This is a genomic window from Pseudoduganella lutea, from assembly GCF_004209755.1.
Lineage (GTDB): Bacteria > Pseudomonadota > Gammaproteobacteria > Burkholderiales > Burkholderiaceae_D > Rugamonas > Rugamonas lutea.
The window spans coordinates 4953226-4980010 of sequence record NZ_CP035913.1 but is presented as its reverse complement, the minus strand read 5'-3'; the positions used below and the strand labels follow the sequence as shown (position 1 = coordinate 4980010).

At 63.0% G+C, this 26785-nt stretch carries 24 protein-coding genes and 1 tRNA gene; 2 read left to right on the top strand and 23 right to left on the bottom strand.

Annotated elements, in window-relative coordinates; genetic code table 11:
* Nucleotide 1 precedes the first annotated feature (1 nt).
* From nuoN to EWM63_RS21175, 20 genes are all read right to left on the bottom strand, one after another.
* Nucleotides 2-1492, bottom strand: coding sequence for an NADH-quinone oxidoreductase subunit NuoN (gene nuoN / locus EWM63_RS21270; RefSeq protein WP_130188326.1), 1491 nt, complete (start codon nt 1490-1492; stop codon nt 2-4).
* A gap of 22 nt (nt 1493-1514) precedes the next feature.
* Entirely contained in the window at nt 1515-3014 is a 1500-nt protein-coding gene (locus EWM63_RS21265; RefSeq protein WP_130188325.1) for an NADH-quinone oxidoreductase subunit M, read from the bottom strand.
* 24 nt (nt 3015-3038) lie between these two features.
* The gene (nuoL, locus tag EWM63_RS21260) at nt 3039-5159 is read right to left on the bottom strand and encodes an NADH-quinone oxidoreductase subunit L (RefSeq protein WP_130188324.1); all 2121 of its coding nucleotides are present in this window, start codon (nt 5157-5159) and stop codon (nt 3039-3041) included.
* A 36-nt stretch (nt 5160-5195) separates the two neighbouring features.
* On the bottom strand, nt 5196-5504 hold the full coding sequence (gene nuoK / locus EWM63_RS21255) for an NADH-quinone oxidoreductase subunit NuoK (RefSeq protein WP_130188323.1): 309 nt from the start codon (nt 5502-5504) through the stop codon (nt 5196-5198).
* Entirely contained in the window at nt 5501-6130 is a 630-nt protein-coding gene (locus tag EWM63_RS21250; RefSeq protein ID WP_130188322.1) for an NADH-quinone oxidoreductase subunit J, read from the bottom strand. The genes nuoK and EWM63_RS21250 overlap by 4 nt, the downstream gene beginning before the upstream one ends.
* Before the next feature lie 18 nt (nt 6131-6148).
* Nucleotides 6149-6637, bottom strand: a complete 489-nt coding sequence (gene nuoI / locus EWM63_RS21245; RefSeq protein ID WP_130188321.1) for an NADH-quinone oxidoreductase subunit NuoI — start codon at nt 6635-6637, stop codon at nt 6149-6151.
* Between the two features lie 12 nt (nt 6638-6649).
* A complete protein-coding gene (gene nuoH, locus EWM63_RS21240; RefSeq protein WP_130188320.1) occupies nt 6650-7729 on the bottom strand; it encodes an NADH-quinone oxidoreductase subunit NuoH in 1080 nt (359 codons plus the stop codon).
* Nucleotides 7729-10056, bottom strand: coding sequence for an NADH-quinone oxidoreductase subunit NuoG (nuoG, locus tag EWM63_RS21235; protein ID WP_130188319.1), 2328 nt, complete (start codon nt 10054-10056; stop codon nt 7729-7731). Before nuoG ends, nuoH begins: the two co-directional genes overlap by 1 nt.
* A 10-nt stretch (nt 10057-10066) precedes the next feature.
* Complete coding sequence (nuoF, locus tag EWM63_RS21230; protein ID WP_130188318.1) at nt 10067-11365, bottom strand: NADH-quinone oxidoreductase subunit NuoF; 1299 nt, start codon at nt 11363-11365, stop codon at nt 10067-10069.
* Nucleotides 11362-11838, bottom strand: coding sequence for an NADH-quinone oxidoreductase subunit NuoE (gene nuoE / locus EWM63_RS21225; protein ID WP_130188317.1), 477 nt, complete (start codon nt 11836-11838; stop codon nt 11362-11364). The genes nuoF and nuoE overlap by 4 nt, the downstream gene beginning before the upstream one ends.
* Before the next feature lie 17 nt (nt 11839-11855).
* Nucleotides 11856-13109 (bottom strand): NADH-quinone oxidoreductase subunit D, encoded by a 1254-nt coding sequence (locus tag EWM63_RS21220; RefSeq protein ID WP_130188316.1) that lies wholly within the window; start codon nt 13107-13109, stop codon nt 11856-11858.
* Nucleotides 13109-13702 (bottom strand): NADH-quinone oxidoreductase subunit C, encoded by a 594-nt coding sequence (locus EWM63_RS21215; protein WP_130188315.1) that lies wholly within the window; start codon nt 13700-13702, stop codon nt 13109-13111. Before EWM63_RS21215 ends, EWM63_RS21220 begins: the two co-directional genes overlap by 1 nt.
* 17 nt (nt 13703-13719) lie before the next feature.
* Nucleotides 13720-14196, bottom strand: a complete 477-nt coding sequence (locus EWM63_RS21210) for a NuoB/complex I 20 kDa subunit family protein (RefSeq protein ID WP_130188314.1) — start codon at nt 14194-14196, stop codon at nt 13720-13722.
* Nucleotides 14197-14199: 3 nt separating this feature from the next.
* Nucleotides 14200-14559 carry an NADH-quinone oxidoreductase subunit A gene (locus EWM63_RS21205; protein ID WP_130188313.1) on the bottom strand — a complete coding sequence of 120 codons (360 nt, stop codon included), beginning with the start codon at nt 14557-14559 and terminating at the stop codon, nt 14200-14202.
* A 181-nt stretch (nt 14560-14740) separates the two neighbouring features.
* Nucleotides 14741-14825: transfer RNA gene (locus tag EWM63_RS21200), tRNA-Leu, on the bottom strand.
* A 96-nt stretch (nt 14826-14921) separates the two neighbouring features.
* The gene (gene secG, locus EWM63_RS21195) at nt 14922-15371 is read right to left on the bottom strand and encodes a preprotein translocase subunit SecG (RefSeq protein WP_130188312.1); all 450 of its coding nucleotides are present in this window, start codon (nt 15369-15371) and stop codon (nt 14922-14924) included.
* A gap of 207 nt (nt 15372-15578) precedes the next feature.
* Nucleotides 15579-16328, bottom strand: coding sequence for a triose-phosphate isomerase (gene tpiA, locus EWM63_RS21190; RefSeq protein WP_130188311.1), 750 nt, complete (start codon nt 16326-16328; stop codon nt 15579-15581).
* Nucleotides 16329-16469: 141 nt separating this feature from the next.
* Nucleotides 16470-17450 (bottom strand): NAD(P)H-quinone oxidoreductase, encoded by a 981-nt coding sequence (locus EWM63_RS21185; protein WP_130190518.1) that lies wholly within the window; start codon nt 17448-17450, stop codon nt 16470-16472.
* 559 nt (nt 17451-18009) lie between these two features.
* Complete coding sequence (locus EWM63_RS21180) at nt 18010-18615, bottom strand: tetratricopeptide repeat protein (protein WP_229487409.1); 606 nt, start codon at nt 18613-18615, stop codon at nt 18010-18012.
* A 106-nt stretch (nt 18616-18721) separates the two neighbouring features.
* Nucleotides 18722-19480, bottom strand: coding sequence for a GIN domain-containing protein (locus EWM63_RS21175; RefSeq protein ID WP_130188309.1), 759 nt, complete (start codon nt 19478-19480; stop codon nt 18722-18724).
* A gap of 417 nt (nt 19481-19897) precedes the next feature.
* Between EWM63_RS21175 and EWM63_RS21170 the strand changes: the two genes are divergently transcribed.
* Nucleotides 19898-22600, top strand: coding sequence for a TonB-dependent receptor (locus EWM63_RS21170; protein ID WP_130188308.1), 2703 nt, complete (start codon nt 19898-19900; stop codon nt 22598-22600).
* Nucleotides 22601-22814: 214 nt separating this feature from the next.
* Nucleotides 22815-23417 (top strand): transposase, encoded by a 603-nt coding sequence (locus tag EWM63_RS21165; protein WP_130188307.1) that lies wholly within the window; start codon nt 22815-22817, stop codon nt 23415-23417.
* Nucleotides 23418-23538: 121 nt separating this feature from the next.
* Here EWM63_RS21165 and axe2C read toward each other — a convergent pair whose 3' ends face one another.
* The 3 genes from axe2C to EWM63_RS21150 form a co-directional block, all read right to left on the bottom strand.
* A complete protein-coding gene (gene axe2C, locus EWM63_RS21160; RefSeq protein ID WP_229487408.1) occupies nt 23539-24597 on the bottom strand; it encodes a bifunctional acetylxylan esterase/glucomannan deacetylase AxeC2 in 1059 nt (352 codons plus the stop codon).
* Nucleotides 24594-25355, bottom strand: a complete 762-nt coding sequence (locus tag EWM63_RS21155; RefSeq protein ID WP_207221127.1) for a GDSL-type esterase/lipase family protein — start codon at nt 25353-25355, stop codon at nt 24594-24596. Before EWM63_RS21155 ends, axe2C begins: the two co-directional genes overlap by 4 nt.
* A 125-nt stretch (nt 25356-25480) precedes the next feature.
* A complete protein-coding gene (locus EWM63_RS21150) occupies nt 25481-26785 on the bottom strand; it encodes a glycoside hydrolase 5 family protein (protein WP_130188306.1) in 1305 nt (434 codons plus the stop codon).

The window sequence follows — 26785 nt, the reverse complement described above, 5'->3', positions numbered from 1 at the left end:
CTTACGACGCCAGCGTCTTGCTCATTGCGTGCATGCACGCGTCGAGCAGCGGGCCGGGCACCACACCCAGCACGACGACCATCAGGCCATTGACGGCCAGCACGACGTTCTTGTCGCCGGCAACCCGGATCGGTGCCGTGTCGGACGGCTCGTCGAACCACATCACCTTCACGACGCGCAGGTAGTAGAACGCACCCACCAGCGATGCCATCACGGCGAACACGGTCAGCCACAGGTGGCCGGTCTTCAGCACGGATTGCAGCACGGTCAGCTTGGCCATGAAGCCCATCATCGGCGGCACGCCGGCCAGCGAGAACAGCAGCACGGTCATCAGCAGCGCGTACCAGCCGGAGCGCTTACCCAGGCCCTTGAAGTCGACCAGTTCCTCGGCCTCGTGGCCGGCACGGGCCAGCACCATGATCAGGCCGAACGTGGCCAGCGTGGTCAGCACGTAGGTGATCGAGTAGTACATCGCCGAGCTGTAGGCAGCCGTACCGTTCGACTGGTCGGTGCCGACGACACCGGCCATCATGCCCAGCAGCACGAAGCCCATCTGTGCGATCGTCGAGTAAGCCAGCATGCGCTTCAGGTTCGTCTGCGCGATCGCGGTCAGGTTGCCGATCACCAGCGACATCACGGCCAGGATCAGCAGCATCTGCTGCCAGTCGAACGCCAGCGGGATCAGGCCTTCCACCAGCAGGCGCACGACGATGGCGAACGTGGCCAGCTTCGGCGCGCCACCCAGCAGCAGCGTGACGGCGGTCGGCGAGCCCTGGTACACGTCCGGCACCCACATGTGGAACGGCACGGCGCCCAGCTTGAACGCCAGGCCGGCGACGACGAACACCAGGCCGAACACGAGGATCGTATTGTTGATGGTGCCGGCGGCGATCTTGGCCGACATCGTGGTCAGGTCCAGCGTGCCGGTGGCGCCGTACAGCATCGACATGCCATACAGCAGGAAGCCGGAAGCCAGCGCACCCAGCACGAAGTACTTCATCGAAGCTTCGGTGGCGTTGGTGTTGTCGCGGCGCAGGGCGACCAGCGCGTACAGCGACAGCGACATCAGTTCCAGGCCCAGGTAGATGGACAGGAAGCTGTTGGCGGCGATCATCACCATCTGGCCCAGGGTAGCGAACAGCGCAAGGCCGTAGAACTCGCCACCCAGCGCGCCGCCCAGCATGCCGCGGTCGGTCGTGTACTGGCGTGCATACACCAGCGTGACGCCCACCGACAGGTAGGTGAACAGCTTCAGCAGGTTGCCCATCGGGTCGGACACGACCATGTTGTTGAAGGCATAGGTCGTGGTGCCGGCGGCGAAGTCGCCATACGTGATCACCGCCGCGCCGGCCAGGGCCAGCAGCGACAGCATGTACGTGATGTTCCGTTTCGCGGCAGGCAGGTACACGTCGATCAGCAGGATCGCCGAGGTGGCGATCAGCAGGAAGATCTCCGCGTAGATCGGTGCGAGATTGGTATCGTTCGGATTCATGTAACTAGGGTCCTATCTGCAATCATTGCGCAATCTTGGTCTGCGCGACGTGCTGGAGCAGGTCGGCCACCGAGGTTTGCATCGTATCCGTGAACGGCGCCGGGTACAGGCCCATGTACAGGGTCGCGATCGCCAGCAGGCCCAGCATCAGGAACTCGCGGTTGTTCAGGTCCTTCAGCTCGGCCACGTGGTGGTTGGCCACCTTGCCGAAGATGACGCGCTTGGCCATCCACAGCGAGTAGGCGGCGCCCAGGATCAGCGCGGTCGCGGCCAGGATGCCGGTCACGAAGTTGAACTGCACGGCGCCCAGGATCACCATGAACTCGCCCACGAAGCCGGAGGTTGCCGGCAGGCCGCAGTTGGCCATGGAGAACAGGATGAAGAACGCTGCGAACTTCGGCATCTTGTTGACGACGCCGCCGTAGTCGGCGATCTGGCGCGAGTGCGCCTGGTCATACAGCACGCCGATGCACAGGAACATCGCGCCGGACACGAAACCGTGCGAGATCATCTGCATGATGGCGCCCTGCGTGCCCATGTCGTTGAACATGAAGAAGCCCAGCGTGACGAAGCCCATGTGCGCGATCGACGAATAGGCGACCAGCTTTTTCATGTCCTTCTGGACCATGGCCACCAGGCCCACGTAGATCACGGCGATCAGCGACAGCACGATGACGACAGGTGCCAGGTCGCGCGAGGCGTCCGGCGTGATCGGCAGCGAGAAGCGCAGGAAACCGTAGGCGCCCAGCTTCAGCATGATCGCGGCCAGCACGGCGGAACCGCCGGTCGGCGCTTCCACGTGCACGTCCGGCAGCCAGGTGTGCACCGGGAACATCGGCACCTTCACGGCGAACGCCATGAAGAAGGCGACGAAGATCGCCACCTGCTCGGCCATCGTCAGCGGCAGCTGGTGCCATTCGAGGATGTTCCACGAGCCGGACTTGTTGTACAGGTAGATGATGGCGACGAGCGTCAGCAGCGAGCCGAGGAACGTGTACAGGAAGAACTTGAATGCCGCATACACGCGGTTCGCACCGCCCCACACGCCGATGATGATGTACATCGGGATCAGCGTGGCTTCAAAGAAGAAGTAGAACAGCAGGCCGTCGAGCGCGGTGAACACGCCGATCATCAGGCCGGACAGGATCAGGAACGCACCCATGTAATGGGCCACGCGCTCCTGGATCACTTCCCAGGCGGAGATCACGACGATGATCGTGATGAACGCGGTCAGCGGCACGAACCACAGCGACAGGCCGTCGATGCCGAGGAAGTAGTGGATGTTGAAGCGCTCGATCCACGGGCTGCTTTCGGCGAACTGGATGCCGTGCTTGGCATTGTCGAACTGCGTGAACAGCGGGATCGTCGGCAACAGCGAGACGATCGAGCCGATCAGTGCCAGCACGCGTACCAGTCCGGCGCGCGAATCGCGGCCGATCGCCAGGATGATGGCGCCGAACAGGATCGGCAGCCAGATCGACAGGCTGAGGTAAGGAGGAAGATTATTAATCGTTGACTGCATCTTTTATCTCTTTTGCGTGTGGCGTTAAGCGTGCCAGAACGGCAGGAAGTACACCAGGAAGCCCAGGATGCCGATGATCATCACGAACGCGTAGTGATAGATGTAACCCGTCTGCCCCAGGCGCGCCAGCGACGAGAACCAGCCGACCAGCTTGGCGGAACCGTTGACGACGAAGCCATCGATGATCGCGCGGTCGCCGACCTGCCACAGGCCGGTGCCCAGCATGCGTGCGCCCTTGGCGAACACGGCCTGGTTGAACGCATCCATGTAGTACTTGTTGTCCAGCAGCGTGTGCAGGAACTTGAACTTCTCGTAGAACCATGCCGGTACACGCGGATTGATCATGTAGCAGTAGTACGACGCCACCACGCCGGCCAGGGCCAGCCAGAACGGTGCCGTCTGCAGGCCGTGCAGGGCCATCGCGACGGGGCCGTGCCACATCTCGTTCAGTTCCGTCATCGCCGGGTGCTTGGCCGCATCGACGAAGATCACGTTGTTGAAGAAGTCGCCATGCAGCATCGGGCCGGCGGCCAGGAAGCCGATGATCACCGAAGGAATCGCCAGCGCGGCCAGCGGGAACCACACGACGAACGGCGATTCGTGCGGTTTCTGGCCCGGCTCGAGGCCATGGTGGCCGTGGTCGTCGTCTTCTTCTTCGTGGTGCGCATCCGAATCGTGCAACGCGTGCGGATCGCCATGGGCGGCCTTGGCCGTCGCATGGTCGTCATGCTTGGCATGGTGGTCGTCATGGCCGTGCGCATGGGCTTTACCAAAGTTTTCCGGACCGTGGAACACGCGGAAGTACATGCGGAACGAGTAGAACGCCGTGATGAACACGCCGGCCAGCACCGCGAAGTTCGCGAAGCCTGCGCCCGGCAGGTGCGTGGCGTGCACCGCCTCGATGATCGAATCCTTCGAGTAGAAGCCCGAGAAGAACGGGGTACCGATCAGTGCCAGGGAACCCAGCAGCGACGTGATCCACGTGATCGGCATGTATTTGCGCAGGCCGCCCATGTTGCGGATGTCCTGGTCGTGGTGCATGCCGATGATCACGGAACCCGCGCCCAGGAACAGCAGCGCCTTGAAGAACGCGTGCGTCATCAGGTGGAACACGGCGACCGAGTAGGCCGAGGCGCCCAGCGCGACGGTCATGTAGCCCAGCTGCGACAGCGTCGAGTAAGCGACCACGCGCTTGATGTCGTTCTGGATGATGCCCAGGAAGCCCATGAACAGCGCGGTGATCGAGCCGATGATGAGGATGAACGACAGCGCCACGTCGGACAGTTCGAACAGCGGCGACATGCGCGACACCATGAAGATGCCGGCGGTAACCATCGTCGCGGCGTGGATCAGTGCCGAGATCGGGGTCGGGCCTTCCATCGAGTCCGGCAGCCACACGTGCAGCGGGAACTGCGCCGATTTGCCCATCGCGCCGATGAACAGGCAGATGCAGGCCACGGTGATGACCATCCAGTCGGTACCCGGCAGCGTCGCGTTGACGAGCAGGTCCTTCTTGGCGAACGCTTCCTGGTAATCCATCGTGCCGGTGTAGGCCAGGATCAGGCCGATGCCGAGGATGAAGCCGAAGTCGCCCACGCGGTTCACGAGGAACGCCTTCATGTTGGCGAAGATCGCGGTCGGGCGCTTGTACCAGAAGCCGATCAGCAGGTAGGACACCAGGCCCACCGCTTCCCAGCCGAAGAACAGCTGCAGGAAGTTATTGGCCATCACCAGCATCAGCATCGAGAAGGTGAACAGCGAAATATACGAGAAGAAGCGGTTGTAGCCTTCGTCCTCGGCCATATATCCAATGGTGTAGATGTGCACCATCAGCGAGACGAACGTGACGACGCACATCATCATCGCGGTCAGCGAGTCGACCTGGAAGCCGACTTCGAAGTTGATGCCGGCCACGGTCATCCAGCGATACACCGTATCGTTGTAGGTGGCGCCGTCCAGTACCTGCATGAAGACCTGGAAGGAGATCAGGAACGCGACCAGCACGCCCAGGATCGTGGCGGCCGTGGCGACCTTGCGGTTGACCACGTTGCCGAAGAACTTCGTGCCCAGCAGGCCCGCGATCGCGGACCCCGCCAGTGGCGCGAGGGGAACAGCGAGAAGAAGGTTAGGGTTAAGCCCCGTCATGATGAACCTATCTGTTTATTATTCGAGGGTTAAAAACTAGCCTTTGAGGCTGTCCAGGTCTTCGACGTTGATCGTGTCCAGGTTACGGAACATCAGCACCAGGATCGCGAGGCCGATTGCCGCTTCCGCCGCCGCCACCGTGAGGATGAAGAACACGAAGATCTGTCCCGCCGCGTCGCCCAGGTAATGGGAGAATGCGATGAAGTTGGTGTTCACCGCCAGCAGCATCAGTTCGATCGCCATCAGCAGCACGATGACGTTCTTGCGGTTCAGGAAAATACCGACGATCGAGATCGCGAACAGGATCGCGCCCAGGACCAGGTAATGTGCCAGTGACAGGGTCATGGTGCCTCCTTGGTTGCTACGGTCGACGCCACTTCCTTCTTCACGGCGTCCATCTTGACGATCTTCAGGCGGTCGTTGCGCTTCACGCGCACGGCCTCGCCCGGATCGAAGTACTTGATGTCCTTGCGGCGGCGCAGCGTCAGCGCGACGGCGGCGACGATTGCCAGCAGCAGGATCACGGCGGCCACTTCGAACGCGAAGATGTACTGCGTGTAGATCAGCATGCCCAGCGCCTTCGTGGTGCCGATGGTATTGGCAGCTTCAGGTACCGGCGTTTCCATGCCGAAGCTGCGCCACAGTACCGATGCCATCTCCAGCACGATGATGCCGCCGACGATGGATGCGACCGGCAGGTAGCTCCAGAAGTTCTTGCGCATCTCGGTCTGGTCGATGTCGACCATCATCACGACGAACAGGAACAGCACCATCACGGCGCCCACGTAGACGAGCACCAGCACGACGGCCAGGAACTCGGCTTTCAGCAGCATCCAGATGCCGGCTGCCTGGAAGAAGGCCAGCACCAGGAACAGTGCCGCCGTCACGGGATTGCGCGCCGTGATCACGCGTGCCGCGGAAACCACCATGATGGCCGCGAACACGTAGAACAAAACGGTTGTAAAAGTCATGTGTAAGTCCGATCCAGATCAGCGGTACGCGGCATCCGCGGCGCGGTTGGCGGCGATGTCCGCCTCGTAGCGGTCGCCGACAGCCAGCAGCATCTCCTTGGTGTAGTACAGGTCGCCCCGCTTTTCACCGTGGTATTCCAGCACGTGCGTTTCGACGATCGAATCGACCGGGCACGATTCTTCGCAGAAGCCGCAGAAGATGCACTTGGTCAGGTCGATGTCGTAGCGCGTCGTGCGGCGCGTGCCGTCGTCGCGTTCGTCGGATTCGATCGTGATCGCCATGGCCGGGCACACCGCTTCGCACAGCTTGCAGGCGATGCAGCGTTCTTCGCCGTTCGGATAGCGGCGCAGCGCGTGCAGGCCGCGGAAGCGCGGCGACATCGGCGTCTTCTCTTCCGGATACTGCACGGTGATCTTGCGCGAGAACATGTACTTGCCCGTCAGCGCGAGGCCCTTGATCAGTTCGGTCAGCATCATGCTGCCGATAAAATCTTTTACTCGAGTCATTTTTGCGCTTCCTTACTTCCAGATGTTCCACGGCGTCTGCATCCAGGTCGCGACGAGCACGAGCCAGAACAGCGTGAGGGGAATGAAGACCTTCCAGCCCAGACGCATGATCTGGTCGTAGCGGTAACGCGGGAAGGTACCGCGCACCCAGATGAACAGCGACACGATCAGGAACGTCTTCACGAACAGCCAGAAGAAGCCGCCGAAACCGCCGCCGAATTCCAGGAACGCGAACGGTGCGGACCAGCCGCCCAGGAACATGATCGATGCCAGTGCGCCGACGAGGATGATGTTGGCGTATTCGGCCAGCATGAACATCGCATACGACATGCCGGAGTATTCCACCATGTGGCCGGCCACGATTTCCGATTCACCCTCGACCACGTCGAACGGCGCGCGGTTCGCCTCGGCCAGGCCGGACGTCAGGTAGATCACGAACAGCGGCAGCAGCGGCAGCCAGTTCCACGACATGAAGTTGACGCCCATGTCGGCGAAACGGCCGGTCTGCTGGCTGACGACGATATCGATGAAGTTCAGCGAGCCGGACACCATCAGGATCACGACCAGCGCGAAGCCCATCGGGATCTCGTAGGAGATCATCTGCGCCGAGGCACGCATGGCGCCCATGAACGAGTACTTCGAGTTCGACGACCAGCCGGCGATGATGATGCCGTACACCTCCATCGACGTGATCGCCAGCAGCACGAGCAGGCCGGCGTTGACGTTGGCCAGCACGGCTTCGGGGCCGAACGGCACGACGGACCAGGCGGCCAGGGCCGGCATGATCGTCATCACGGGGCCGATCACGAACAGGCTCTTGGCGGCCTTGGTCGGCACGACGATTTCCTTCAGCAGCATCTTGATGCCGTCGGCCATCGGTTGCAGCAGGCCCATCGGTCCCACGCGGTTCGGGCCGATACGGATCTGGATGAAGCCGATCAGCTTGCGCTCCCACAGCGTGGCGTAGGCCACCATGCCGAGCAGCGGCATCAGCACGCACAGCAGCTTGATCATCGTCCACACGAACGGCCAGGCCGAGCCCAGCGCATCGGCGCCGGCGGTGTTGATGGTATTGACGAATTCCAGCGCCATTATTTGTTCTCCCCTGCCTTGGCTACCGAGATTGCACCGAACATGTCGCCCAGTGTCGCGGTCGAAGCGTGGGCCGCGGACACGCGCACCACGTTGGCCGGCAGGCCGGCATCGACACGCGCTTCCAGGATCGCCGAACCGTTACCTTGCAGCACCTGCACCATGTCACCGGTCTTGACGCCGATCTGTCCGGCCAGCGCGGCCGAGATGACGGCCTTCGGCGCCTGCGCGTCGACGGTGGCCTGCAGTGGCGCCGAACGGCGCGCCAGCGCGTCGGCAAAATAGATCGGCACGTCGGCGATGCGTTCGAGCTTGTCGCCGGCACCGAACGAGGCAGCCGTCGGCACCACGTTCGACACGTTCGACAGCTTGGCGGAGACGTCGGTGACGTCCTTGCCCAGCACTTCGTCGCGCACCGATTCCGACGTTTCGTAGTCGAAGCCCGGCAGGCCGAGGATATTGCCCAGCACGCGCAGCACCTTCCACGCAGGGCGTGCTTCGCCCACCGGTTTCACGGTGCCGTTGAAGCTTTGCGCACGGCCTTCGCAGTTCACGAAGGTGCCGGACGTTTCGGCGAACGGCGCGACCGGCAGCAGCACGTCGGCGTAGTCGGCGCCATGCTTGAAGGCCGACATCACGACGACCATCTCGGCGCCCTTCAGCGCGGCCACGGCTTGCGACGGGTTGGCGGCATCGAGTTCCGGTTCCGCGTTCAGCAGCACGTAGGCTTTCTTCGGCGTGGAGAACGCGGCTGCGCCTTTCGCCGGCAACGCGCCGACGATGTAGCCGCCGACGGTGTTCGCGGCTTCGGTCAGGTAGCCGAATTTCGCGTTGGTCGCGTTGGCGATCCACTGGGCGGCCGCGGCAATCGCGGATGCCTGCGGGTGGTGCACGGCGGCATTGCCCAGGAAGACGGCTTTCTGTTCGCCGGACAGCAGGCTCGCGGCGGCCGATTTGGCGGCGTCGCTGAACTCGCTGGAGAAACCTGCCGGGGCGGCTTCGCCCTTGGCCGAGGCCACGGCGGACACGATGCCCGACAGCGCGGCCAGCCAGTCCGACGGCGCGGCCACGATATTGTTGGCAACGGTGATCAGGCTGTCGTCACGCGTGGCGTGCACCAGCGTCAGCTGGCCGCCGTTCTTCACGGCGGCGCGCAGGCGCGAGGCCAGCAGCGGGTGATCCTTGCGCAGGAACGAACCGATGACCAGTGCGCGCTGCAGGTTCGACACGTCGGCGATCGGCATGCCCAGCCACGGCGTGACCTGGCCGTCGAGCGCGAAGTCGGTCTGGCGCAGGCGGAAATCGATGTTCTCCGAGCCGATGCCCGACGCCAGCTTCTTCAGCAGCGCCAGTTCTTCCAGCGTCGAATGCGCGGTCGCGTAGGCGGCGATCGCGTCGGCGCCGTGCTCGTGACGGATGTTTTTCAAGCCGTGCGCGACATATTCAAGTGCGGTCTGCCAGTCGACTTCCTTCCACTCGCCGCCCTGCTTCAGCATCGGCTGCGTCAGGCGCTCGGCGGAGTCGAGGGCTTCGTACGAGAAGCGGTCCTTGTCGGAAATCCAGCACTCGTTGATGTTCTCGTTTTCCAGCGGCAGCACGCGCTTGACCTTGCCCTGCTTGACCTGGACGATCAGGTTCGTGCCGAGGCCATCGTGCGGCGATACCGACTTGCGGCGCGACAGTTCCCACGTACGGGCGCTGTAGCGGAACGGCTTCGACGTCAGCGCGCCCACCGGGCACAGGTCGATCATGTTGCCGGACAGCTCGGAGCTGACGGCTTCGCCGACGAAGGTCGTGATTTCCGCGTGTTCGCCGCGGCCCAGCATGCCCAGTTCCATCACGCCGGCCACTTCCTGGCCGAAACGCACGCAACGGGTGCAGTGGATGCAGCGGCTCATCTCCTTCATGGAGACCAGCGGGCCGGCCTCTTTCGGCACGACGACGCGCTTTTCTTCCTCGTAGCGGGAGTTGTTCTTGCCGTAGCCCACGGCCAGATCCTGCAGCTGGCACTCGCCGCCCTGGTCGCAGATCGGGCAATCCAGCGGGTGGTTAATCAGCAGGAATTCCATCACCGACTTCTGCGCCTGCACGGCCTTTTCGCTGTGCGAACGCACGATCATGCCAGCGGAGACGGGCGTGGCGCAGGCCGGCAGCGGCTTCGGCGCTTTTTCCACCTCGACGAGGCACATGCGGCAGTTCGCTGCGATCGACAGTTTCTTGTGATAGCAGAAGTGCGGGATGTAGGTTCCCAGTTTGTTGGCAGCGTCCATCACCATTGAACCCGGTGGGACTTCTACCTTTTTGCCGTCAATTTCGATTTCAACCATGATCAACGCTTTAGAAGGCCGACACAGGCACCAGGCAGTGCTTGTGCTCGACGTGATATTCGAATTCTTCGCGGAATTGCTTGATGAACGCACGCACCGGCATCGCCGCGGCATCGCCCAGTGCGCAGATGGTGCGGCCCTGGATGTTGTCGGCGATCGAGTTCAGCATGTCCAGGTCGGTCTGGCGGCCCTGGCCATGCTCGATGCGGTGGATCATCCGGTACATCCAGCCCGTGCCTTCACGGCACGGCGTGCACTGGCCGCACGATTCCTCGTAGTAGAAGTACGACAGGCGCTCCAGCGCCTTGACCATGCAGCGCGTCTCGTCCATCACGATGACGGCGCCGGAACCGAGCATCGAGCCCGCCTTCGCGATCGAATCGTAGTCCAGGTCGGTCTGCATCATGATCTCGCCGCGCACCACCGGGGCGGACGAACCGCCAGGGATCACGGCCTTGATCTTCTTGCCGCCGCGCATGCCGCCGGCCAGTTCCATCAGCTTCGCAAACGGCGTGCCGAGCGGAACTTCGTAGTTGCCCGGGCGTTCCACGTCGCCGGAGATCGAGAAGATCTTCGTGCCGCCGTTGTTCGGCTTGCCCAGGCCCAGGTAGTTCTCGGCGCCGATGTTCAGGATGAACGGCACGGCCGCGAACGTTTCCGTGTTGTTGATCGTGGTCGGCTTGCCATACAGGCCGAACGAGGCCGGGAATGGCGGTTTGAACCGCGGCTGGCCCTTCTTGCCTTCCAGCGATTCCAGCAGCGCGGTTTCCTCGCCGCAGATGTAGGCGCCGTAGCCATGGTGCGCGTGCAGCTGGAAGCTGAACTCGCTGCCCATGATGCGGTCGCCCAGGAAGCCTTCCGCACGGGCTTCTTCCAGCGCTTCCTCGAAGCGCAGGTAATCCTGGAAGATCTCGCCGTGGATGTAGTTGTAGCCCACGGTGATGCCCATCGCATACGCGCCGATGGCCATGCCCTCGATCAGCGAATGCGGGTTGTAGCGGATGATGTCGCGGTCCTTGAACGTGCCCGGCTCGCCTTCATCGGTATTGCAGACGAGATATTTCTGGCCCGGGAATTGGCGCGGCATGAAGCTCCACTTCAGGCCGGTCGGGAAACCGGCGCCGCCGCGGCCGCGCAGGCCGGACGTCTTCAGCTCGGCGATGATCTGCTCGGGCGGGATCTTTTCCTCGAGGATGCGGCGCAGCGCCGAATAGCCGCCACGTTTCACGTAGTCGGCCAGGTGCCAGTTGTCGCCGTTCAGGTCCTTCAGGATCAGCGGATTGATGTGACGGTCGTGCAGGGAAGTCATTTCTTCAGTTCCTCCACGAGCGCGTCGAGTTTGTCGTTGTTCATGAAGCTGCACATGCGATGGTTGTTCACCAGCAGCACCGGCGCGTCGCCGCAGGCACCCATGCACTCGCCTTCGAGCAGGGTGAATTCGCCGTCTTCGGTGGTGTCGCGGTAGTCGATGCCCAGCTTCTGCTTCAGGTGCTCGCCGGCCTTCACGCCGCCGGAGAGAGCGCATGGCAGGTTGGTGCACACGGTGATCTTGTGCTTGCCGACCGGCTTCAGGTTGTACATGTTGTAGAAGGTGGCCACTTCCTGCACGGCGATCGCCGGCATGCCGATATAGTCGGCCAGTTCCTTCATCGTTTCGGGCGACAGCCAGCCCAGTTCGACCTGGGCATGGGCCAGCGAGGCCATCACGGCCGACTGGCGCTGGTCGGCCGGGTACTTGGCCAGCTCGCGGTCGATTTTTTTATAGCACTGCTCGGATAACATAATCTTTTCCTGCCTCGTTAGCGGTCGATACTGCCGAACACGATGTCCTGCGTGCCGATGATGGTGACGGCGTCGGCGATCATGTGACCGCGCGCCATTTCATCGAGCGCTTGCAGGTGGGTGTAGTCCGGCGTACGGATCTTCAGGCGGTACGGCTTGTTGGCACCGTCGGAAACGATGTAGATGCCGAATTCGCCCTTCGGGTGTTCGATGGCCGTGTAGACCTCGCCCGGCGGAACGTGGAAGCCTTCCTGGAACAGCTTGAAGTGGTGGATCAGCGATTCCATGTTGGACTTCATGTCCACACGCGATGGCGGAGCGACCTTGCGGTTGTCCGTCATGACCGGGCCCGGGTTGTTGCGCAGCCATTCGATGCACTGCTTGATGATGCGGTTCGACTGGCGCAGTTCTTCCACTCGCACCAGGTAGCGGTCGTAGCAGTCGCCGTTGGTGCCGATGGGGATGTCGAAGTCCATCAGGTCGTACACTTCGTACGGCTGCTTCTTGCGCAGGTCCCACTGCACGCCGGAACCGCGCAGCATCGCGCCGGTGAAGCCCATCGCCAGCGCATCTTCCGGCGTGACCACGCCGATGCCCACGGTACGCTGCTTCCAGATACGGTTATCGGTCAGCAGGGTTTCGTATTCGTCGACATAGCCGGGGAACCGGTTCGTGAACGCTTCCAGGAAGTCCAGCAGCGAACCCTGGCGGTGTTCGTTCAGGCGGTCGATTTCCTTCTGGCTGCGGATCGACGAAGGACGGTGCTTCGGCATCGCGTCCGGCAGGTCGCGGTACACGCCGCCCGGGCGGTAGTAGGCCGCGTGCATGCGCGCGCCGGATACTGCTTCGTAGCAGTCGAACAGGTCTTCGCGGTCGCGGAAGCAGTACAGGAACGGGCCCATGGCGCCCACGTCCAGCGCGTGCGCGCCCAGCCACATCAGGTGGTTCAGGATGCGGGTGATCTCGTCGAACATCACGCGGATGTACTGCGCGCGCAGCGGCACGTCGATGCCCAGCAGCTTCTCGATGGCCAGCACGTAGCCGTGCTCGTTGCACATCATCGACACGTAGTCGAGGCGGTCCATGTACGGCACCGACTGCAGGTAGGTCTTCTGCTCGGCCAGCTTCTCGGTGGCGCGGTGCAGCAGGCCGATGTGCGGGTCGGCACGCTGGATGACTTCGCCGTCCAGCTCCAGCACCAGGCGCAGCACGCCGTGCGCTGCCGGGTGCTGCGGACCAAAGTTCAGGGTGTAATTCTTAATCTCAGCCATTATTTCATCCCGTATTTTTCTTCCCGGATCACGCGCGGCACGTTTTCGCGCGGCTCGATCGTCACGGGCTGGTAGATCACGCGGCCCTGTTCGGCGTCGTAGCGCATTTCCACGTAGCCGGCGACCGGGAAGTCCTTGCGGAACGGGTGGCCGATGAAGCCGTAGTCGGTCAGGATGCGGCGCAGGTCGCTGTGGCCCTCGAAGAGGATGCCGTACAGGTCGAATGCTTCGCGCTCGTACCAGTTGGCGGCGCGCCAGATGTCGGTGATCGATTCGACCAGCGGCATGTCGTCGTCCGGGCAGAACACGCGCACGCGCACGCGCCAGTTGTGCTTCACCGACAGCAGGTGCGTGACGGCCGCGAAGCGCGGGCCTTCCCACGTGCCTTCGCCGTAGGCGGAATAGTCGATGCCGCACAGATCGATGAAGGTATCGAAACCGAGTGCGGCATTGTCGCGCAGCGTCTGCATTACTGCGTGGTAGTCGTCGGCCTTGACGACCAGGGTGATTTCACCGAGGGCCACGCTGAGCGTGACGCGCTCGCCCAGGGCGCCGGTGATGGCGCCTTGCAAAGCTTCCAGTTGTGTTGTCATAGTTCTTGGGCGCCCCGTTACCGTGCAATCGTATTGGTGCGCTTGATCTTGTTTTGCAGCTGCATGATGCCGTACAACAGTGCCTCGGCGGTCGGCGGACAACCCGGCACGTAGACGTCGACGGGCACGATGCGATCGCAGCCGCGCACGACGGAGTAGGAGTAGTGGTAGTAGCCGCCGCCGTTGGCGCACGAACCCATCGAGATGACCCAGCGCGGTTCCGGCATCTGGTCGTACACCTTGCGCAGTGCCGGCGCCATCTTGTTGCACAGCGTGCCGGCCACGATCATCACGTCGGAGTGACGCGGCGACGGACGGAACACGACGCCGAAGCGGTCCATGTCGTAACGGGCAGCGCCCACGTGCATCATTTCAACCGCGCAGCACGCCAGGCCGAACGTCATCGGGAACATCGACCCGGTCCGCGCCCAGTTGATCAGCTTGTCGGCCGAGGTGGTGATGAAACCTTCGTTTAATACGCCTTCAATAGCCATGGCTTATTCCCAATCAAGGGCACCTTTCTTCCAGATATACCAAAAACCGACGACGAATTCAGCGATGAACACCATCATCGTCACGTAGCCCTGCCAGCCCAGTTCGCGCATGGAGACGCCCCATGGGAAGAAGAAAGCCGTTTCCAGGTCGAACAGGATGAAGAGGATTGCGACGAGGTAGTAACGCACGTCGAATTTCATGCGTGCATCTTCGAAGGCTTCGAAGCCGCACTCGTAGGGGGAGAGTTTCGCCGCATCCGGGCGATATGGGCCGAGCAGGCGACCCAGGATCTGGGGAGCGACACCGACGCCGATGCCCACCAGGATGAATAAAAGAACGGGGAAATAAGTTTCGAGGTTCACGATAGGGTCACAGCTGTTGTTGAACGACCGGTTGGCGAGGCGCCACACCATTGCGGTGCAGCTTGCAACGCTCGACCCCGATCAAACGCTGAGACGGGGACCGAACGACACATCCTCGTAAAAAAACCAGCTAAGGCTGTGAGGACAAACTCCTTGGGCCTTTTGCTGGCTTCTCAAATTCTGGTGCCGACGACGAGACTCGAACTCGTACAGCTTGCGCCACTACCCCCTCAAGATAGCGTGTCTACCAATTTCACCACGTCGGCATTAAGGCCGCTATTCTACTCGTCTTTGCGCAGTTTGTTAATGTGAATTGCGCGATATCAAAGAGAAAAACGGCAAAAACTTCAAAAATATCCGGTTTACTTCGGTGCTGCCGGCGCTGCGGGTGCCACTGGTGCGGCACCTTCCACATTGCCTTGATTCGTTGCCGCAGGAACGCCCGCATTCGACGCAGGCGGCACGCCCGTATCGGCAGGTGCCGGCGTGACAGGCGTTGCCGCAGGGATCGCCGCCGAACCCTTGACCGGCACGGTCACGTTCTGCAGGAGCCCGCCACCGCTGTTCGCGGTACGGCCATTGGACATCACTGCGAGGCCGAGTGTCGCACTGAAGAAAATCGCCGCCGCCAGGGCCGTCGATTTCGACAGGAAGTTCGACGACCCGCTGGCGCCGAACAGGCTGCCGGACGAGCCGGAGCCAAACGCGGCGCCCATGTCGGCGCCTTTACCGTGCTGCATCAGCACGAGGGCGATGATCGACAGTGCCGACAGGACCTGCACCACCACGACCAGATTGAACAAGGTGTTCATGTAATTTCACTCTCAGTTGATAAATGCGCGGACCTGCGGCCCGCTTGCTCCACCCGTTGCCGGGATGTTCCTTCTTCGGCGGCATTGCCGCCTTCACTGCTCGACTTCACTACTGTTACTAGCTGTTACTAATGCAATTGCCGGCTTTACCCCGACTGAAAACCGGTTGGCCGGCGCTTGTCGCCCGGCTCATGTTCGGCTTCCCGCTCAGTTCCCAGCTTTCGCGATGGCCAGGAAATCCGGCGCCTTCAGCGAAGCACCGCCGATCAGGCCCCCGTCGATGTCCTGCTGCGCCATCAGGTCTTTCGCGTTTTCCGGCTTCATGCTGCCGCCATACAGGATCTGCAGCTGCGCGGCCGCGGTCGCGCTACGATCGGCCACCTGCTTGCGCAGCGCCGCGTGCACTTCCTGCGCCAGCGCCGGCGTTGCGGTCTTGCCGGTGCCGATCGCCCATACCGGCTCGTAGGCCAGCACGATTTTTTCCAGTGCCGGATTTTCCAGCACGTCCAGCACCGCCTGCAGTTGCGCGCAAACCACGACGTTGGTGCGCCCTGCTTCGCGTTCCTCCAGCGTTTCGCCCACGCAGACCACCGGGGTCAAGCCCGCGTTCAGCGCGGCCAGCGCCTTTTGCGCCACCAGTTCATTGCTTTCATGGTGATAAGCGCGGCGTTCGGAATGGCCCACGATCACATAGCGGCAGCCGAATTCCTGCAGCATCGAGGCCGCCGTTTCGCCCGTATACGCGCCTGCCGCATAGGCCGACACATCCTGGGCGCCCCACGCGACCGGCGATCCCGTCAGCGCCGCCTGGCACTGCGCCAGGTACGGCGCCGGCGCGCAGACTGCCAGATCGACATTGCCTTCGACATGGCCTTCCGCGATCCCGCGTAATAATACAGAATTGGCGGCAAGGCTGCCGTTCATCTTCCAGTTTCCGATGACGAGTTTGCGACGCATGGCTGTCCGACTTGTTTGAGTTGTAAGGTAACCCGCGATTGTAACGTGCTCGGCAATACAGGGTCAAACGCGCAATGCTCGACTACATGAGTAATGTAGCGCCGGGACGTGACGTCCCCATGAACGTTCCCGGCGTTGTCTTTACGTCACCTGCAGCATGATCTTTCCGACATGCGTGCTGCTTTCCATCAGCTTGTGCGCCTCCACGGCCTGCTCGAGCGGGAAGCTCTCGTAGATCACGGGGCGGATCTTCTTCGATTCCAGCAGCGGCCACACCTTGTCGCGCAACTGGGCCGCGATGGCGGCCTTGAAGGCCACCGAGCGGGGGCGCAGCGTGGAACCGGTGATGGTCAGCCGGCGGCGCAGTACCTGGCCCATGTCCAGCGTGCCCTTGGCGCCACCAAGCAGCGCAATGATGGCGATGCGGCCATCGTCGGCCAGGCAATTGATCTCGCGCGACAGGTAGTCGCCGCCGACCATGTCGAGGATGACGTCGACGCCGTTGTCGCCGGTGAGCTGCTTGACGACCGCACCGAAATCCTCGCGGCGATAATTGATGCCCCGTTCGGCGCCCAGCGCCTCGCACGCACGCGCCTTGTCGTCGCTGCCCGCCGTGGCGAACACGCGGTGCCCCAGCGCGCCGGCCAGCTGGATCGCCGTCACGCCGATGCCGGACGTGCCGCCCTGCACCAGCAGCGACTCGCCGGCGCCGAGCCGGGCGCGGTCGAACACATTGCTCCACACGGTGAAGTACGTTTCCGGCAGCGATGCAGCCTCGATCAGCGACAGGCCATGGGGCACCGGCAGGCATTGCTCGACGGGCGCCACCACATATTCGGCATAGCCGCCACCCTGTACCAGCGCGCAGACCAGGTCGCCCGCCTTGAATCCGCTATTGGCGAAATCGCCTTCGACCACCTCCCCGGCCACCTCGAGGCCCGGCAAGTCCGAGGCGCCCGGCGGCGGCGCGTAGCTGCCGAGGCGCTGGAACACGTCCGGCCGGTTGACGCCGGCCGCGTGCACGCGGATCAGCACTTCGCCCGGACCGGGCTGGGGCTTGTCGCGAAAACACAGCCGCAGTACATCGGGCGGGCCGGCCTTGGTGATCTCGATTGCGCGCATGGTCATCCTTTCTGGGGAAAGGACGATTCTAGCGCAGGGATGCTATTTCGGCAGAAGCCGCAAGTGTTGCCCCGAAAATGGGGACGCACCCTATTTTTCGAGAAACATTGCCTGGAAAATGGGGGCGCACCCTAATGCCGTTAAGTTAAGGCGACGTGACCATTTGGGTTGGCTTTAGCGTGCCTGGTGTCGGACATTTTTTCCGGGCGCTTCATCCGGAAAATGTGTGGGACACCGGTCTTCGCCAGATGGTGCCGATTTCCTGGGCGGAAAACCGGTGTCGGACACCAGGAAGCCGGTGTCCGACACCAATACGCTAGCGCCGTGAACTACATCGAATTCCGCTAACTGAACGGCATTAGGGACGGACCCCATTTTTCAAAACATTCCTGCCCAACTGCTCATGCATCCAGCCGCAGCCTTGCAAGGCTGCGTCGTTCCGCGGGCGCGAAGCAGTGCTTCGCGAATATTCCTGCCCAACTGCTCATGCATCCAGCCGCAGCCTTGCAAGGCTGCGTCGTTCCGCGGGCGCGAAGCAGTGCTTCGCGAAACCCCCGCGTCACCCTCCAGTGCGCGAAGTGCGCGGCAGGGGCTTGCCGGGCCGCCAGGCGGCGGAGAGAGCCTGCCCCTCCTCGATCTGCTCGGGCGTCATCTTCTTGGCGACGGCGGTGCGCTGCTCGGCGGCGTTGGCGTTGCCGGCGGCAGCGGCCAGGTTCCACAGCATGTAGGCGATCACGTTATCCTGCGGCATGCCGCCGATGTGGTACCGGTACATCAGGCCCAGCACCTGCTGCGCATCGGGATGGCCCTGCTCGGCCGCCCTGCGGAACCAGGTCACGGCCTGCTTGTGGTCCTGGATCACCGCATTGCCGGTGTAGTACATTGCGCCTACCACGTATTGCGCGTCGGCCTTGCCCCGCGTGGCCGCGCGGCGGTGCCACATCAGCGCCTGTTTATAGTCCTGCTGCACGCCGCGGCCCATGTAGTACATCAGGCCCATCAGGTGCTCCGCATCGGCATTGCCGGCCCGCGCCAATGGCAGGATTTCCTTGTAGGCGAGCGAATAGTTGCGGTTGTTGTAGGCGGTCGCGCCTTCGGCGAAGCCGGCGATCGCCCTGCCCTGCAGGGCCAGCGCGATCACGGCCGCGGCGACCAGCGCCATCATGAGTCGTCCTGTTTTTTTCATTGCGAGAATGGGATTCGTTCTTTTACTTGTTTCCGTCTCGTCCGGGCCTCGTGCCCGGTCCGTCGCTCTTTGTCGGTCCCTGCCGCTACTTCCAGCTCACCTTGCCCAGCCCGTCGACGCTGACGTTGCGGTTCATCGGCTTGCCATACACCGTCACCGAGCCAAGGCCGGACAGGTGCAGGTTGGCGTTCGTCCGCGCATGCACGGTGGCGTTGCCCAGGCCCGACAAATCGATCTCCACGGAGTCGGCCTGGAACTGCTGCGCATTCAGGCCGCCCAGCCCGCCCAGCGAAGCCCGCAGCATCTTGCTGCGCCCACCGATCGTCACGTAGCCGGCGCCACGCAGGTCGACCTCGACGTCCTCGCTGTCCGACATCCATAGGTGCATGCTGCCCATGCCGCACAGGCTTGCCTTCAGGCGCTTGAATGCGCTGGCGATCTTCATGCTGCCGGTGCCGTCCAGCGTGATGTCGAGCGTGTCGCCGGAAAATCCGCTGACCTCGGTCGTGCCCATGCCTTCGGACACCAGTTCGCGCAGTTGCGGCAGCACCAGTTCGGCGCGCAGCGACGCCCGGCCGCCCTTGCCGACATTGGTGTCACTGTCGAGCTGCAACGTGTCGCCCGTCTGCACGGCGATCACCTTGCCCACATGGCGCTCGTCGCCGACGATCCGCAGCGACGGCTCGGCCCCCTGGCTCAGCTTCAGGTTGACCAGGCCATCGAGCCTGACGCGCACCACCCTGGCATCGATGTTCCTGGTCTCGGTGGTTTCTTCGGCGCACACCGTGCCGAGCATCAGCCACAGGGTTGTCATCAGGAAGGCAAAGGTGAGGGGTTTGTGCATGGGGCGTCCTTGCGGTTCTCGGGTTGATGTCAGCAGGCGGCATGGGCCGGCTGGACCCGGAAGATGGGGCAAATCATCGGTGCGGTCATCATTGTCTGGCTCCTTCCGGGAATGTTCGGCGATGGTGGCATGTTAACCCGGGCAGTGCACGAGCGTTTGGTGCTTGCGACGAACTGCAGGATTCGCGGTCCAGGCGACAAAATCGCACTCCAGGCCGCGCAAACCGCCCGCCTTCACGCAACAGCCGGGGCCGGATTCATGGGGCCTGGCAGGCGCGCCCGCCCCCAAGCCATCCCTGTTTAGTAAACCGGATTAAACAGCAACGGCATTTGGGGAATCGCTTGATCTTGCTTTTTTAAAAATGAATACTCGTCCCGACAAAAAGGCCGCGCCCGGCCGATATTCCAAGGAGACGAAATGCGTTCTACCAAGCGAACCCTGATGAGCCTTGCCGTTGCCAGCGCCCTGGCCGCGGCAGTGACACCGCTATCCGCGCATGCACAGGCCGGCGGTGCTGCGGCCGATCCGAACAACACGCCCGCAGCCGAAGCCCCCACGCTGGGCCCGACGAACGGCGGCGACCAGATCCCCGAAGTGAAGGTGACGGCGACGCGTTATTCGACGTCGCTGCTGAGAACGCCGCTGGCCGTGTCGGCGTTCAGCCAGGAGCAGCTGACGCGCAAGGGCGCGACCAATCTCGCGGACCTGTCCGGCGAAATCCCGAACGTCGTCATCCAGAGCACCGGCCTCGATTCGGCGGTGCAGATCACGATCCGCGGCATCACGTCCACCAACTTCACCGAGACGGGCGACCCGGCCGTCGGCTTCCACGTCGATGGCATGTATTCGCCGCGCCCGCAAGGCGCGCAGGCGCTGATGTTCGACGTCGACCAGGTGGAAGTGCTGCGCGGCCCGCAGGGCACGCTGTTCGGCCGCAACTCGACCGGCGGCAGCGTCAACGTGATCTCGGCCAAGCCGGACTTTTCCGGCAACTATGGCAAGGCCCATATCGACATCGGCAACTATCGCAAGAAGCAGGTCACCCTCGTCCAGAACGTCAAGGTGAACGACCAGCTGGCCCTGCGCGGCACCTTCATGAAGGTCACGCGCGACGGCTACGCCAACCAGAAGCGCGACCTGTCCGAAGCGAACGCGCCGCAGCTGGGCTGGGTGCCCGATGGCATTCCGGACGTGGACCAGCGCTTCAACGCGGTGATCGGCAAGGACAAGTACTACACGAACCAGGACCAGTGGGCGGCGCGCCTGTCGGCCCTGTACAAGGTCAACAACGACATCACGTTGAAGGCCGCCTACGAGCACTTCCAGGACAATGGCGCCGGCGGTGCCGCGTTCCGCGACTGCGACGCGTCGGCCGGCACGCGCTACACCTGCGCGCCGGGCACGGGCAAGTGGGACCTGCTGGTCAACGTGCCCGGCGAAGTGGACATGCAGATCCGCACGCTGCGCACCGGCGTGTCGTGGGCGATCAACCAGAACACCACCTTCGACTATACATTCCAGGTGGCGGACCAGAAGCGTTCCGAGCGCACCGACGACGAATTCGGCATGCAGCACGCTGCGCCGTTCCAGATCAATGGTGCCTACCCGAACTCGATGGACGGCAACTGGGGCACGTGGCCGCTGACCGACTCGTTCCACCGCACGCTGTCGTCGCGCTACCTGTCGACGGTGCACGAGGCGCAGTTGAAGCAAACGCTGGGCAATGTGCAGTACGTGGCCGGCCTGTTCTGGATGCACGAGCGCAACCGCATCGACTACGAGCAGACCAACACGATCCAGAAGCCGCACGGCGACGTGGGCTCGGTGCTGTATCACCAGCCGAATCGGCAGGTCGATGCCAAGGCCGCGTTCGCGCAGGCCGACTGGAAGTTCATGCCGACATGGACCGGCACCCTGGGCGCCCGCTACAGCAAGGACAGCAAGGAAGACAAGGGCGGCGAAGTGTATGGCGCCAACTGGAAAGGCGACCCGGCCTACTATAATGGCCTGTTCAGCCAGGGCATTCCCGGCACGCCCGGCTTCCGTGTCCACAACGGGACCGACCTGACGCATGCGATGGGCGGCAGCGTCGCCGCATATCGTTTGTACGGTGCGCCCACGTCGAACGACCACAAGGAAACGTGGAAGAAGGTGACGTGGCGCGTGGGCCTGCAAAAGCAGATGACGCCGAACCAGATGGCGTATGCCTCCGTCTCGACGGGGTACAAGGCGGGCGGCTTCGCCGACAAGTCGGACAGCTGCAACTACCACCTGTGCGCCGATGGCCAGCCGGGCGTGGTGACGTTCATGCCTTATGGCCCCGAAACGGTCACCAACTACGAGCTGGGCTACAAGGGCAAGTTCCTGGACAACCGCCTGTCGCTGTCGGCCACCGCCTTCTGGATGAAGTACAAGGACATGCAGCTGACCGGCACCTACTTCGTCAACCAGATCATTCCGGACAACGGCCTGCCCTGCCCGGCCGACCAGCCGAAGTGCGACGTGTATGAAAGCTGGCGCACGATCAATGTCGGCAAGGTCGACATCCCGGGCCTGGAACTGGAATGGGACTACCGGCCATGGCGCGGCGCACGCCTGGGTGGCGGCTTCGCCTACATCAACACGGACGTGCACGACTTCCCGGAGTTCTCCGACGATTACCAGTGCGACGTGCGCACCGAGCTTGGCCTGCCGCCCTGCCCGCCCGCGTACACGGGCCCCGAAAAGAACCTGCAAGGCCGGCGCCTGTACAACATCGACGGCAACCACCTGCCGAACACGCCGAAGTTCCAGGTCAACCTGAACTTCTCGCAGGAATTCGGCCTCGACAACGGCTACCGCATCACGCCGTACATCAAGGTGAACTGGCGCGACAAGGCCTACTTCGACCTGCGCAATTCCGACTTCGACGTGGTCGGCCGCTACCAGAAAGCCTATGCGATGACGGACATCTCGGCCCGCCTCGACGCGCCGAACGACAAGTGGCACGCCGAGCTGTACGTGCGCAACGCCGCGAACAAGCACGCAGCGCTCAACCGCGAATCCGTCTACGGCGGCTTCATGAAAGCCTACTTCGTCGAACCGCGCATGTTCGGCTTCCGGATCGGCGCCGAATACTGATCTCTCTGGTGTCACTTCACAGCCGCGCTCCGCGCGGCTTTTTTGTTTCCCAAAACCGGGGACTGTCCCTCCAACGGGGACAGTCCCTCTGGAGGGGACAGTCCCCAAACTATTTACAACACTCCGTAGCCCTGATTTTTGGTAGGGGGTTGAGCGGCCGCAGTAGCGCCAAGTCGCCGGATGTCACTGTTGAGTTTTTTAGACGGAGCTCCCCATGCCACGCCACGCCAGACTCCTGTTGCCGGGATACCCCCATCACATCATTCAGCGCAGCCATAACCGCCAGCCATGCTTCCTCCAGCGCTCGGATTATTCGCATTATCTTGAATGGCTCGACGAATTTGGCCGAACCTATGACGCGTCGATCCACGCTTATGTCTTGATGACAAATCACGTGCATCTGCTGGCGTCGATAGAGGACGTAGTCCAGTTGCCGATATTGATGAAAAATATTGCGCAAAACTATGCGCAGTACTTGAACCGGCGCTGCGGTCGGAGCGGTAGTGTGTGGCAAGGGCGCTATTACTCGTCGCCTGTAACGACCGATCGGTATTTCTTGACGTGCCAGCGCTACATCGAACTCAATCCCGTACGCGCAAGCATGGTGGACGCACCGTCCAGGTATCGCTGGTCGAGTTACTCCGGCAACGCGGGTCTATTGGCCGACGAGTTGCTGATCCCGCACACGACGTACTTGAGCCTCAACGCACACGCATCGAAACGCTACGAAGCATATCGAGGCTTGTTTGCCGACGCCATCTCGCCTGGCGACCTCCACCTGATCCGGCGCGCGGTTACCGGCAACCGCCCCCTCTGAAAGCTTTATAAAAATCTCGTAGCTCGACAGTATTTCAGGCACAGGAGAAATTGTCGCAGCAACTGTTGTAAAAAATCTGGGGACTGTCCCCCTTGGAGGGACTGTCCCCGGTGTTGTTTTGCTACCAGCTCATCAGTTGGCGCAGCGGTGGGACGAGGTCATCGGCCATTTGCTGGTGCTGGTCGCGGGTGGGGTGGGCGTCCTGGGCGTCGCCGGGGTAGTGGCGGGAGGGGATGTGGTGCACGCGCGGGTTGCCGGTGCGGGCGATGACGGCGGCGATGTATGCGGTCAGCGCGGCTTTCTTGTCGCCGTGGAGGATGGCGCCTTCGGTGAGCACGATCCGGGCCTGCGGATGGTCGCGCAGCAGCGTGTGGACGAAGGCGACGTAGGCGTCCACGTATTGCGTGCGGTCGGGAATGCCCCCGTTGAAATCATTGGTGCCGATCGCGCTGACGATCAGGTCGGGCGCGTAGCGCTGCTGGTGCCATGGCGCGGGCGCGTCGGGCGCGGCGATGGCCAGTTCGTAGAAACGGTCAAGGTTGAATTCGTCGGTGCGGCCGTTCCAGCTGCGCACCAGGCCGCGGCCGCCGTGGCACACGAGTTGGACCTGGGCGCCAAGCGCGGCGCCGGCCAGCATGCCGTAGGACAGGCGCGGGTTCCACCACACGGGCTGCTTCGGCCCCGGGGGCGTGCGTTCGAGCGCTTCGCCGCAGGTGACGGAGTCGCCCAGGAACAGCACGCGGCGCGACGGCAGCGCGGGCGGTGCGAGCACATGCCCATCGGTCGTGAAGCCGTGCAGCGTGACGACACCATGCCATGTTTCGGAGCGGTGCAGCACCTGCACCGTGTGCGGCCCGGCCGGCAGGCCGCTCGCCAGTACATGGAAGGCACGGCCGCGGGGCACGTGCACGCTCTGCGCGAACGTGCCGTCGACGATCACGTCCAGGTAACTGCTGTCCCCTGTCGTCGAGGCGTCGAGAACCAGCTCGCGCCCGTCGAATCGGAGGAACGACGACACACCCGGATAAGCAAAGCGCACGCCGCCATCAGCGGTATCGACCATTCGCCCCATTCGGGCAACGGCATCGCCACCGGCCAGCACTACCTCGGCGGCACCCGCACCGCCGCACAGCGCGGCAAGCGTGGCGCCGGCGGCAAGCCATCGCCCCGGAAGCATCATCGGGCGGGCTTGTCGCGCGTCGATGTTTCGCGCATCAAGGTCTCGATATCCGGCCCCATCGCATCCGCCCACGTCACGTAGGCCTGCGGCGTCAGGTGCAGGAAGTCCGCCATCGTCTCTTTCGCGATATCGCCGTTCGGCTGCAGGAAGCGCGAGCCGTAGTCACGGAAGAACACATGGCGGCCATCGTCCAGGGCGGCGATCTCGCGGTTCACGGCCTTCGCCTTCGCGCGGCGCTCGTCGTTCGCCAGTTCCCCGTTGGGCAGGATGCCGTTGAGGAGGATCCTGGCATCCGGATACAGCGCGCGCAGTTCCGCGACGACGGCCTTCACGCCACGCGTTACCTGCTCCGGCTGCTCATTGCACAGGCCGAAGTTGTTCACGCCGATCAGCAGCACCACGACCTTCGGCCGCAGCTTGTCCATGCCGTCGTTCTTCAGGCGCCACAGCACGTTGCCGGTATGGTCGCCACCGATGCCGAAGTTCGCCGCGCGGTACTTGCCGAAGCGGCTGTCCCACGCCTTCCTGTCCCACATCTCGGTGATCGAATCGCCGAGGAACAGCACGTCCACATCGCCCTGCGCGGCACGCGCCTTCAGGCCATCGTTCATCTCGTTCCAGCGCGCGATCGACATCCATGGGTATTCCACCGTGCGCGGTTCCACGTTCAGCGCGCACGAGCGCCCCTCCGGCGGTGCCGCGCCTGCCGACCCTGCAAATCCCAACGCGGCCAGCGCCGCCAGAAAAATCGCCTTCATCTCCAACTTCATCTCCTGTGAGTACGTGAACGGATGGCGGGATGATACCCCGCCAGCATCGTTCACGGGGCCATCAGCCGGGGCGGGCCGCACCGTGCGCGCCGGCTTCACACTGCCGATTCTCTTCACTTGCGCTCGAGCGCGTGCAGGCGATCGGCGTACTGGCGGATCAGCGCGATCGTCGACTTGTCGGTATCGAACACGGAATACAGGCCCTGCTCTTCCTGCGGCGGGTCGCCCATCAGGTCGTTGCCTTCCTTCCACCAGTAGTCGGCATTGGCCGCGCGGCCCGCGCCGCCCCATGCCCAGAAGTTGAAGCCGGCAACCGGATCGCCCTTCTCGGCGCGGCCGACGACGACATCGAACACCACCTTGTAGAAGCGGTCGCGCACTTTCGTCGACGATTTGATGTCGAACGACGCGCCGTCGCGGTCCATACCGAATTCTTCCAGCACGATCGGCTTGCCCATCTTCTTCGCATAGTCGATGTGCACGTTCAGGTAGTGGCTGCTCTTCTCCAGCGCGCCGCTCCACGTGGCATCGACCCGCTTCGAGTCGATCCAGCCCCAGTTCTTCGGCCACAGGTGATAGGTCAAATAGTCGACATCCTTCGACGCGTGCGCCTTCTCGAACAGCGCGGCATCGTGCGCCGAACCGGCCAGGCCTTCGCTGCCGGTGCTGACCAGGTGGTTCTTGTCGAGGCCACGGATGTAGGCGGCCGTGTCGGCGATCCATTTCACGTAGATCTCTTTTTCCTGCGGCGTCGAGCTGGCATTGCCGGGGCGCGGCTCATTGGCCAGCTGCCACGACATGATCACCGGGTCGCCCGCATACGGCTTGCCGGTCACCGTGTTCTTGCGGTTGATGAAGGTGCGGATCACGTTGCGGTACTCGGCCTGCGCCTTCTCGTTCGTGTAGAAGCGCGCCGTCTCGCGCATGTAGGTCTCGTAGTCCTTCGTCACGTTCGGGTCGAGCGCGGGCGTGCCGGCAAACCAGTTCAGGTACTGCGTCATGCCGCCCGACCATTGCCAGAAGTTGTTCAGGTAGATCACGGCCGTCATGTCGCGCTTGCCCATCTCGGCCAGCAGGAAATCCATGCCCGCCAGCAGCCGCTCGTCGTACTTGCCCGGTTCGTTCGTGGTAGCGGGGCGCACGGCGCTCTTCATGTCCGTCTTCTCGGAAACGGCCAGCACGCGCAGGTTGTTGATGCCCATGGCCTTGAGCGTATCGAGTTCCTTCAGCAGCCGCGGACGATCGTTGGCGCCGAGGTAGGCGCCATACCAGAAGTTGGCGCCGGCGATGTAGTACGGATGGCCATTGCGGGTGAACTGCGTCTTTTTCACGGCCACGAAGTCGGGGGCCGCCGCCGAGGCAACAGGTACCACGCCCATCATCAGCAGCGAGGCTGCCAGTGCGATCACTTTTTTCAT

What these genes read in the sequence shown, in the direction of transcription:
- nuoN (WP_130188326.1), bottom strand. Translation starts at nt 1,492, where the DNA reads ATGAATCCGAACGATACCAATCTCGCACCGATCTACGCGGAGATCTTC.
- EWM63_RS21265 (WP_130188325.1), bottom strand. Translation starts at nt 3,014, where the DNA reads ATGCAGTCAACGATTAATAATCTTCCTCCTTACCTCAGCCTGTCGATC.
- nuoL (WP_130188324.1), bottom strand. Translation starts at nt 5,159, where the DNA reads ATGACGGGGCTTAACCCTAACCTTCTTCTCGCTGTTCCCCTCGCGCCA.
- nuoK (WP_130188323.1), bottom strand. Translation starts at nt 5,504, where the DNA reads ATGACCCTGTCACTGGCACATTACCTGGTCCTGGGCGCGATCCTGTTC.
- EWM63_RS21250 (WP_130188322.1), bottom strand. Translation starts at nt 6,130, where the DNA reads ATGACTTTTACAACCGTTTTGTTCTACGTGTTCGCGGCCATCATGGTG.
- nuoI (WP_130188321.1), bottom strand. Translation starts at nt 6,637, where the DNA reads ATGACTCGAGTAAAAGATTTTATCGGCAGCATGATGCTGACCGAACTG.
- nuoH (WP_130188320.1), bottom strand. Translation starts at nt 7,729, where the DNA reads ATGGCGCTGGAATTCGTCAATACCATCAACACCGCCGGCGCCGATGCG.
- nuoG (WP_130188319.1), bottom strand. Translation starts at nt 10,056, where the DNA reads ATGGTTGAAATCGAAATTGACGGCAAAAAGGTAGAAGTCCCACCGGGT.
- nuoF (WP_130188318.1), bottom strand. Translation starts at nt 11,365, where the DNA reads ATGACTTCCCTGCACGACCGTCACATCAATCCGCTGATCCTGAAGGAC.
- nuoE (WP_130188317.1), bottom strand. Translation starts at nt 11,838, where the DNA reads ATGTTATCCGAGCAGTGCTATAAAAAAATCGACCGCGAGCTGGCCAAG.
- EWM63_RS21220 (WP_130188316.1), bottom strand. Translation starts at nt 13,109, where the DNA reads ATGGCTGAGATTAAGAATTACACCCTGAACTTTGGTCCGCAGCACCCG.
- EWM63_RS21215 (WP_130188315.1), bottom strand. Translation starts at nt 13,702, where the DNA reads ATGACAACACAACTGGAAGCTTTGCAAGGCGCCATCACCGGCGCCCTG.
- EWM63_RS21210 (WP_130188314.1), bottom strand. Translation starts at nt 14,196, where the DNA reads ATGGCTATTGAAGGCGTATTAAACGAAGGTTTCATCACCACCTCGGCC.
- secG (WP_130188312.1), bottom strand. Translation starts at nt 15,371, where the DNA reads ATGAACACCTTGTTCAATCTGGTCGTGGTGGTGCAGGTCCTGTCGGCA.
- tpiA (WP_130188311.1), bottom strand. Translation starts at nt 16,328, where the DNA reads ATGCGTCGCAAACTCGTCATCGGAAACTGGAAGATGAACGGCAGCCTT.
- EWM63_RS21185 (WP_130190518.1), bottom strand. Translation starts at nt 17,450, where the DNA reads ATGCGCGCAATCGAGATCACCAAGGCCGGCCCGCCCGATGTACTGCGG.
- EWM63_RS21180 (WP_229487409.1), bottom strand. Translation starts at nt 18,615, where the DNA reads ATGATGGCGCTGGTCGCCGCGGCCGTGATCGCGCTGGCCCTGCAGGGC.
- EWM63_RS21175 (WP_130188309.1), bottom strand. Translation starts at nt 19,480, where the DNA reads ATGCACAAACCCCTCACCTTTGCCTTCCTGATGACAACCCTGTGGCTG.
- EWM63_RS21170 (WP_130188308.1), top strand. Translation starts at nt 19,898, where the DNA reads ATGCGTTCTACCAAGCGAACCCTGATGAGCCTTGCCGTTGCCAGCGCC.
- EWM63_RS21165 (WP_130188307.1), top strand. Translation starts at nt 22,815, where the DNA reads ATGCCACGCCACGCCAGACTCCTGTTGCCGGGATACCCCCATCACATC.
- axe2C (WP_229487408.1), bottom strand. Translation starts at nt 24,597, where the DNA reads ATGATGCTTCCGGGGCGATGGCTTGCCGCCGGCGCCACGCTTGCCGCG.
- EWM63_RS21155 (WP_207221127.1), bottom strand. Translation starts at nt 25,355, where the DNA reads ATGAAGGCGATTTTTCTGGCGGCGCTGGCCGCGTTGGGATTTGCAGGG.
- EWM63_RS21150 (WP_130188306.1), bottom strand. Translation starts at nt 26,785, where the DNA reads ATGAAAAAAGTGATCGCACTGGCAGCCTCGCTGCTGATGATGGGCGTG.